General features: G+C 63.6%; 7 protein-coding genes and 1 pseudogene. All 8 read right to left on the bottom strand.

The window, feature by feature from the left end; translation table 11 throughout:
- Positions 1–183, bottom strand: a pseudogene (locus tag CYJ07_RS17395) (hypothetical protein); the annotation flags it as partial.
- Entirely contained in the window at positions 180–848 is a 669-nt protein-coding gene (locus tag CYJ07_RS20485; protein ID WP_197038417.1) for an NADH-quinone oxidoreductase subunit K, read from the bottom strand. The gene CYJ07_RS20485 and the pseudogene CYJ07_RS17395, both read right to left, overlap by 4 nt.
- 12 nt (positions 849–860) lie before the next feature.
- A complete protein-coding gene (locus CYJ07_RS17385; RefSeq protein WP_104204986.1) occupies positions 861–1,088 on the bottom strand; it encodes a hypothetical protein in 228 nt (75 codons plus the stop codon).
- A 141-nt stretch (positions 1,089–1,229) separates the two neighbouring features.
- Positions 1,230–1,895: an alpha/beta hydrolase gene (locus tag CYJ07_RS17380; protein WP_104204985.1), complete on the bottom strand. Its 666-nt coding sequence runs from the start codon at positions 1,893–1,895 to the stop codon at positions 1,230–1,232.
- 240 nt (positions 1,896–2,135) lie between these two features.
- Entirely contained in the window at positions 2,136–3,905 is a 1,770-nt protein-coding gene (locus tag CYJ07_RS17375; RefSeq protein ID WP_104204984.1) for an SLC13 family permease, read from the bottom strand.
- 384 nt (positions 3,906–4,289) lie between these two features.
- Positions 4,290–4,496: a cold-shock protein gene (locus CYJ07_RS17370; protein ID WP_010629501.1), complete on the bottom strand. Its 207-nt coding sequence runs from the start codon at positions 4,494–4,496 to the stop codon at positions 4,290–4,292.
- A 201-nt stretch (positions 4,497–4,697) separates the two neighbouring features.
- Entirely contained in the window at positions 4,698–6,350 is a 1,653-nt protein-coding gene (locus CYJ07_RS17365) for a GMC family oxidoreductase (RefSeq protein ID WP_104204983.1), read from the bottom strand.
- Between the two features lie 201 nt (positions 6,351–6,551).
- A complete protein-coding gene (locus CYJ07_RS17360) occupies positions 6,552–8,063 on the bottom strand; it encodes a CoA-acylating methylmalonate-semialdehyde dehydrogenase (RefSeq protein ID WP_104204982.1) in 1,512 nt (503 codons plus the stop codon).
- Between the last annotated feature and the right edge of the window lie 183 nt (positions 8,064–8,246).

Genomic DNA, 8,246 nt, shown 5'->3' with positions numbered 1-8,246 from the left:
GAGCCAGCCCAGCGCCAGCAGCGGCAGCGTACCAGCCACCGCCACCGACCAGCCGCGAGCGGGACGGGCCAGCGCACCGAACAGGCCGAGCAGCAACGGCAGCCCGAGAACGCCGCCCAGCGCCGCCAGTTCCTCCGCCTGGGCGGGCAGCACAGCGCTCGCCAGACCCAGGCGTTCGATCATATGGCGTGCCCGCCGGCGGCATGCTGCCTGCCGTGCCGGGCTTCCAACGCCTCGAGGCGACGGATCAGCAACGCACCGAGTGCGGTGCCCAGCATGGCCACGACCAAGCCCGTGATGACCAGCCCGTGCGCAGCCGCTCGCTCGGCTTCACCGGTCAGGGATATCAGGATCAGGAAGATACCGGTCCCGATGACGTTGAATCCCAGCAGGCGACGAATCAAGTGACGATGCAGGACGAAGGCCCACAGCCCCAGGCCGAGCAGTCCCAGCCCGCCGGACCAGAGCGCCGCCGAGCCGCTGCCCTCGGCCAAGTCATCCAGCGCGAGCCCTAGCATGGCGAGCATTGCCAACGCCGGCAGCAGGCGCATCAGTGCACGTCCGCGAGGCGGAGGATGGTCGTGCCAGCGTGCCAGCATCCCTTGCGGTCTCCTGGCGGCGGGGCCGACACCCAGCGCATGAAAGAGAAAGGCACCGGTCAACACCGCGCCGAGCAGCAGCTCGATCAGCGCCAGCCAGGGAAACCCCATCCACCACCAGGCGAACGATACGGTCAGGGCAAACAACACGAACCAAGTACAGGCCCGTACCAGATGCCGGTTGAACAGGGTCAGCGCACCCAGCAGCAGCAGGCAGACGACCAGCAGTATCCCCATGAGCGACGGCATCCTGCCGCCCTCTTAGTGATGATTGCGGTTGACGACCTCTTCGATCATGGCTTCGAGTTCGTCGCCCGGACCGTGCTCGAGCATGGTTTGCGCTTCGTGATAAAGGCACATAAACCGCTTGCAGGAGGCACAGTAGACCTTGTCGTCCGGGTTGTGCACCTTGGATACGCGATAGAGATGGCTGCCGCAGCTGGGGCATGCCACGGGGAGGCGGATATCCTCGGAAATGTCGGGCATCATCACAGGCTCCTTGTGCTGATTGAATAAGTGCTGATTGACTAGGGTGCTGATTGGCTAGTGGCTTACCTCTCTACCTTGGGTCGCAACCGGCCCGAGTTCAAGGTCGTAACGGCTACGCCCGAACGAGGCTGGACATGACGTTCAGCTCAGTCGGGCATTCAGCCACTTGGCGATGTCGCCGATCTGCTGGGGGCACACCGCATGCGCCATGGGATAGCTGCGATACTCGACCGGGTAGCCCAGCGTCTTCAGGCGCTGATGGGCAGCCTTGCCCAGCGACTCCGGCACCACCGGATCATAGGAGCCATGATGGATTTCGATCGGCAGTTCACTGTTGGCATCGGCCAGGGTAATGGTGTCGGCGGTGGCGAAATAGGTCGACAGGGCCAGTAACCCGCCCAATGGGGCATCGAACGACAGTGCCGCCTGGTAGGCCACGGCACCGCCTTGGGAGAAACCGGCGAGAATGATGCGGCGGCTGTCGATGCCGAGCTCGATCTGCTCGCTCACCAGCGCCTGGATGCGCTCGGCGGAGGCCACCAGCTGCGCCGTGTCGACACGCCGATCGAGGCTCATCTCGTGGATGTCGTACCAAGCCGGCATCACCATGCCGCCGTTGATGGTGACCGGCAACCGCGGCGCATGGGGCAGGATGAAGCGCACGTCGAGGCCGGCCTTCAGCGGCAGTGCCGGTACCAAGGGCTCGAAATCGCGGCCGTCGGCGCCCAACCCGTGAAGGATGAAGACGCAGGCATCGGCCGAACGGCCGCTCTTCGGTTCGATGATCAGTTCACCGGGATCGCTCATGGGCGTTGCTTCCGTACTGGTGGATCGCGAAAGCCGTCACCCTACCGCAAACCGCGACCGACGGCGAGATGCCGTCTCTGGCAGGCTGTCGGACTTACGCTGATCAAATGCGAAATCCGGGCTTCCGGCCATGTTCATTAGATCTGATTGGTTAAATCGCTCGCTATTCGCCTCGTCAGATCGATGAACTTGCCGCGAAATCAGACTTTCTCGCAACGATCGGTCAAGCCCGACAGCCTGCTAGAAGGGCCAGATCAACGGGATCAGCGGCAGTGCCACGGCGGCCGTGAGCACGTTGAGCAGCCCACCGACACGCAGGAAGTCGGAGAAGCGGTAGCCACCGGGACCATGCACCATCAGGTTGGTCTGGTAGCCGATCGGCGTGAGGAAGCTCGCCGAGGCGGCGAACATCACCACCACCACGAACGGCATGGGATTTACACCGAGACTCTCGGCGCTGGCCATTACCACAGGGAAGGTGATCACGGCGGCGGCATTGTTGGTCACCAGCTCGGTAAGCAGCGCCACCAGCAGGTAGGTGCCGATCAACAGCAGCCAGGGATCGCCGTCAGCGAGTCCAAGGGCCAGCCCGGAGAGCGTGGCCGCCGCCCCCGACGCCTCCAGCGCGGCGCCGAGCCCGAAGGAGGCGGCAATGGTCAGCAGCACTTGGGTATCGAGCCCACGCTTGGCCGCCCCCACCGAGCAGCAGCCAGTGATCAGTGCCAGCGCCGCGCCCAGCATGGCGGCATTCATCATGCTCATCACCCCGAAGCTGGCCAGCGCCACCACGCCGAGCAGGATGCCCCAGGCCAGCGGGGCCTTCTCGTGAATCGGCCGCGCCTGGCCGTTGAGCTGGCTGATCAGCAGGAAGTCGCGTGACTGTCGGTGACGCTCGATGAAGGGCGGGCGTGCTTCCAGCAGCAGCACGTCGGCCGGCTGCAGGCGCACCTGGCCCAGGTTGCCGGCGACCCGCTCGCCGCCGCGACACACCGCCAGCACGGCGGCACCGTAGAGGGTGCGGAAGTGGCCGTCGCGGATGCGCTGGCCGACGAACTGGCACTGGTCGGAGACCACGGCCTCCACCAGGCGGCGCTCCTTGAAATCCTTCTCCAGGCTCGATTCGCCGTGACGCGACGGCATCAGGCCACGGATCTGTTGCAGCTCCACCGCGCCATCGCTGGTACCGGCAAAGACTAGGCGATCGCCTCCCTTGAGCCGTTCCCCAGGGCCCACCACGCTGACCACGTTGCCGTCGCGCTCGATCTCGACCAGGAAGAGCTCGCGCAGGTGGCGCAGCCCGGCCTCCTCCACAGTGCGATTGACCAGCGGCCCCGCGGGGTCCACCTCCATCTCGATGGTGTATTCGCGCGGGTTCTCGAAGGCGGTGCCCACGTCGCGACGTACCGGCAGCAGGCGCGGCCCCAGCAGCATCAGGTAGAGCAGCCCGACCACGGCCACCGGCACCCCTACCCAGGCGATGTCGAACAGCCCCATGGCCAGTTCGGGATGGCGTTCGAGCAGCAGGCCGTGCACCACCAAGTTGGTGCTGGTGCCGAACAGGGTAATGGTGCCTCCGAGAATGGAGGCGAAACTAAGCGGCATCAGCAAGCGCTGGGCCGGCAGCCGCAGGCGCCGGCTCCAGCTGAGCACCGCGGGGATGTAGGTGGCGACGATGGGCGTGTTGTTGAGAAACCCGCTGAGGGCGGCCACCGGAAGCAGCAGTCGAGCCAGCGCACCGCTCTCGCCACGTGGTCGGCCCAGCACGTAGCGAATGATCAGGTCGATACCGCCGGTCTCGCGAATGCTCGCCACCAGCACGTACATGAAGGCCACCGTGAACAGGCCCGTGCTGGAGAAACCGCCGAGCGCCTGCGACGGCTCGATCACGCCCAGCGTGAGCAGCACGATCACCGCCCCCAGCAGGACGATATCGGGGCCCAGGCGCGAAAAAGCCATCAATGGGAATGCGGCGAGAACGACGGAAAGGGAGAGCCAGGCATCCAGTGACATAGCGGTGTCCGAACACGACGAAGAGACGCTATTGTGAACGTCGAATCTTATGCTAAAAAGTTATTTTTGGAAATTCTGAAATAATTTAATGGAATATAAGGCGGCAATCCAAGCCTGAGCGGCCTGGTGTGTGGGGCCTCGGGGCCTTGAGGCCTTTAGGAGGGCTTCGTGGCCTAAGAGAACCAGTGCTTGTAGGGGACTTAGCTGGTCGGAGGAAGGGCTAGCGACCTGGAAGGAGGAGGTTTGGCACAAGGGATACGTGAATGACGGAACGATCGGCGTAGCGATCGACCCGACGCGCCTGACAAGCCCACAACGAAAAGGGCCCGCTTTCGCGGGCCCTCTCATTTGCCGTTAGGCGCATCAAGAATCGGAGCCTGAGGCTTAGCCGATGACCTTGATGTTGGAGGCCTGAAGGCCTTTCTTGCCCTGAGTGACGTCGAAGGAGACCTTCTGACCGTCCTGCAGAGTCTTGAAGCCGTCAGCCTGAATCTCGGAGAAGTGAGCGAACAGGTCGTCGCCGTTGTCGTCCGGAGAGATGAAGCCGAAGCCTTTAGTGTCGTTGAACCACTTAACAGTGCCAGTTGCCATTATCGAATTCCTCAAACAGCATTGATTTTCCGGGGAGATACCCGAGTAGCAGTGGGTAAAACAAGAAACTTGCACCGGGAAATCTCGACGCTGTGAGCGTTTCGATGACCACTTGCGATGTTCGACTTGCTAACCAACTGCACGCATCTTGCCGCTTTCGAGCTCCCACGTCAATACTATTTTACTTATGTGACGTGGATCTTACCGCCCACCAAGAATCCAGCCCGCCGCCTTCTCGGCAATCATCAGTGTCGGCGAGTTGGTGTTGCCACTGGTGATGGTCGGCATGATGCTGGCATCCACCACCCGCAGCCCCTCGACGCCATGCACGCGCAGACGCGCGTCCACCACCGCCATGGGATCGTCGGCGCGGCCCATCTTGGCCGTGCCCACCGGGTGAAAGATGGTCGTGCCGATATCGCCGGCGAGCCGCGCCAGGTCCTCGTCGCTCTGGTACTGCACGCCGGGCTTGACCTCCTCCGGGTGGTACTTGGCGAAGGCCGGCTGCTCGGCAATGCGCCGGGTGACTCGCAGCGAATCCGCCGCCACGCGGCGATCCTCCTCGGTGCTCAAGTAGTTGGGCGCGATGGCCGGGGCCTCACGCGGATCGCGATTCTTGATGCGTACGCTGCCGCGGCTGGTGGGGTTGAGGTTGCACACACTGGCAGTGATGGCCGGATAGTCGTGCAGCGGCTGGCCGAAGGCCTCCAGGCTCAGCGGCTGGACGTGATACTCGATATTGGGGTGTTCGTACTTCTTGCTGCTGCGAGTGAAGGCGCACAGCTGCGATGGTGCCATGCTCATGGGACCGGTACGGCGCAGCAGATATTCCATGCCGATCGCCGCCTTGCCCAGCCAGGAGGCCGCCAGGGTATTCAGCGTCTTGGCGCCGGTGACGCGATAGACCGAGCGGATCTGCAAGTGATCCTGCAAGTTTTCCCCCACCCCCGGCAATTCGTGGACCAGCGGAATATCGTGCTCGGCCAGCAACCCCGACGGACCGATGCCGGAGAGCTGCAACAGTTGCGGCGAGCCGATGGCGCCGGCGGCCAAGATCACCTCCCGCTTCGCCCGCACCTGTGTGACGGTGCCGTCGCGCTCGAGCTCGACGCCGATGGCGCGAGGCCGCCCTTCACTGCCCGGCTCGAACAGCAGACGGTGCACTTGGGAGGAGTGCCACAGGGTGAAATTGCCGCGCTTCTCGCACACCGGGCGCAGGAAGGCCTTGGCCGCGTTCCAGCGCCAGCCGTTGCGCTGGTTGACCTCGAAATAGTCGACGCCCTCGTTATCGCCGCGGTTGAAGTCGAAGGTGCGCGGAATCCCCGCCTGCACCGCTGCCTCGGCGAAGTCGTCAAGCACTTCCCACTTGAGCCGTTGTTTCTCCACCCGCCATTCGCCACCGTGGCCGTGGTAGTCACGATGGGCGGCATCGGCTTCGCCGTTTGCATCGAGGCGATAGTGATCTTCGTGCTTGATGAAATCGGGCAGGCAGTTCTCCCAGCGCCAGGCATCGTCGCCCACCGCCTCGGCCCAACCATCGTAATCGCGCGCCTGACCGCGGATGTAGAGCATGCCGTTGATGCTCGAGCAGCCGCCCAGGGTCTTGCCCCGGGGATAGATCAGCGAGCGCCCGTTTAGGCCCTTATCGGGCTCGGTCTTGAAGCACCAGTCGGTACGCGGGTTGTTAATGCAGTAGAGGTAGCCCACCGGGATGTGCACCCAGTGGTAGTTGTCGCGTCCGCCCGCCTCGATCAGCAGTACCCGGTTGGCCGGGTCGGCGCTGAGGCGGTTGGCCAGCAAGCAGCCGGCGGTGCCGGCGCCCACCACGATGTAGTCGAATTCCTGCTCTGCCATGGCGTGCTCTCCCGGCCTGCTTGCGACAGGCCGTGCCGGTTATTGTAGTGGTTGGTATGGCTACACTTTGCCGGATCTGGAAAGTCGGCGAGCGAAGGTCAGACAAGGCAAAAATCGGCAAAAAGACGGAGTTTACTGTTGTAAATGAGTACTTTAAGCTGATTTTTAACGCAGTATGGCCGAGCGCAGCCAGTTTCCAGGTTACTTATGGGTCGGCATGGCGAATTCTGCACCGGCATTGATCGAGTCGGACCAGCGCTGCATGATCGACTTCTGCTTGGTATAGAAGCGCACGCCCTCTTCGCCGTAGGCGTGGGTGTCGCCGAACAGCGAACGCTTCCAGCCGCCGAAGCCGTGCCACGCCATGGGCACCGGAATCGGCACGTTGATACCGACCATGCCCACCTGGATGCGACGACCGAATTCCCGGGCCACGCTGCCGCTCTCGGTGAAGCAGCTCACACCGTTGCCGAACTCGTGGTCGTTGATCAGTTGGATCGCGGTGGCCACGTCGGGCACCCGCACGCAGGCCAGCACCGGGCCGAAGATTTCTTCCTTGTAGATCGTCATTTCCGGCGTGACGCGGTCGAACAGCGAGCCGCCCATCCAGAAGCCTTCGGCACAGTCGTCGCCGGCGGTGGCGACGTCGAAGTCCCGGCCGTCGACCACCAGTTCGGCGCCCTCGGCCACGCCCTTCTCGATATAACCGGTGATGCGCTGGTGAGCCTGAGCGGTCACGATCGGGCCCATCTCGGCGTCGAGTTCGAGACCGTTCTTGATCTTCAGCGCCCGGGCACGCTCGGCCAGCCTCGGCACGATCTTGTCGGCCACGTCACCCACCAGCACCGCCACGCTGATCGCCATGCAGCGCTCGCCGGCACTGCCGTAGGCGGCGCCGATCAGGGCATCGACGGCCTTGTCGAGGTCGGCATCGGGCATGACGACCATATGGTTCTTGGCCCCGCCCAGAGCCTGCACCCGCTTGCCGTGACGGGCGCCGTTTTCGTAGATCCGATTGGCGATCGGCGTGGAGCCGACGAAGGAGAGCGCCTGTACGTCGGGGTGCTCGATCAGCGCCTCGACGGCTTCCTTGTCACCCTGCACCACGTTGAACACGCCGTCGGGCAGCCCGGCCTGCTTGAGCAGGTCGGCGATCAGCAGCGATGCGCTGGGGTCGGTGGGGCTCGGCTTGAGAATGAAGGTGTTGCCGGCGGCAATGGCCACCGGGAACATCCACATCGGTACCATGGCCGGGAAGTTGAACGGCGTGATGCCGGCCACCACGCCCAGCGGTTGGCGCACGGTCCAGTTGTCGATGCCGCCGCTGACCTGTTCGGTGTAGTCGCCCTTGAGCAGCTGCGGGATGCCGCAGGCGAACTCGACGATATCGATGCCGCGTGCCACCTCGCCCTGGGCGTCGGTGAAGACCTTGCCATGCTCCAGCGTGATGGCCCGCGCCAGCTCATCCTTGTGGGCGTTGATCAGCTCGAGGAACTTGAACAACACCCGCGCGCGACGAATCGGCGGCGTGTCGGCCCAGCTCGGGAAAGCAGACTTGGCGGCGGAGACCGCCGTGTCGACATCGCGGCGGGAGGCCAGCGCCACCCGGCCGGAAACCTGCCCGGTGGCGGGGTTGTAGACTTCCTGCGAGCGACCGGATTCGCCAGCCGTCATTTGCCCATCGATATAATGTGAAATCGCGTTCTGAGTCATCGGTATCTCATCTTGTCGTTGGCGGATTCGCTGTCAGGACGCGCCATACGCCATTGTGACGAACCGGCACGGTTATCTGTTCTTCTAGCCTACCGTGCCGAAGAGCGAGATCAATTGAGAAATTCAAAAGCCAGATATAAGTTCAGCCAATATCACTCAGCCAATCCCAACCACCCCGGCAGG

The organism is Billgrantia saliphila (assembly GCF_002930105.1).
Lineage (GTDB): Bacteria > Pseudomonadota > Gammaproteobacteria > Pseudomonadales > Halomonadaceae > Halomonas > Halomonas saliphila.
The sequence above is the reverse complement of the archived record's forward strand: the minus strand, read 5'-3'. Positions and strand labels throughout refer to the sequence as shown.

Bases quoted from the DNA above. Each gene is read 5' to 3' on its own strand.
- CYJ07_RS20485 (WP_197038417.1), bottom strand. From the start codon at position 848: ATGCCGTCGCTCATGGGGATACTGCTGGTCGTCTGCCTGCTGCTGCTG.
- CYJ07_RS17385 (WP_104204986.1), bottom strand. From the start codon at position 1,088: ATGATGCCCGACATTTCCGAGGATATCCGCCTCCCCGTGGCATGCCCC.
- CYJ07_RS17380 (WP_104204985.1), bottom strand. From the start codon at position 1,895: ATGAGCGATCCCGGTGAACTGATCATCGAACCGAAGAGCGGCCGTTCG.
- CYJ07_RS17375 (WP_104204984.1), bottom strand. From the start codon at position 3,905: ATGTCACTGGATGCCTGGCTCTCCCTTTCCGTCGTTCTCGCCGCATTC.
- CYJ07_RS17370 (WP_010629501.1), bottom strand. From the start codon at position 4,496: ATGGCAACTGGCACTGTTAAGTGGTTCAACGACACTAAAGGCTTCGGC.
- CYJ07_RS17365 (WP_104204983.1), bottom strand. From the start codon at position 6,350: ATGGCAGAGCAGGAATTCGACTACATCGTGGTGGGCGCCGGCACCGCC.
- CYJ07_RS17360 (WP_104204982.1), bottom strand. From the start codon at position 8,063: ATGACTCAGAACGCGATTTCACATTATATCGATGGGCAAATGACGGCT.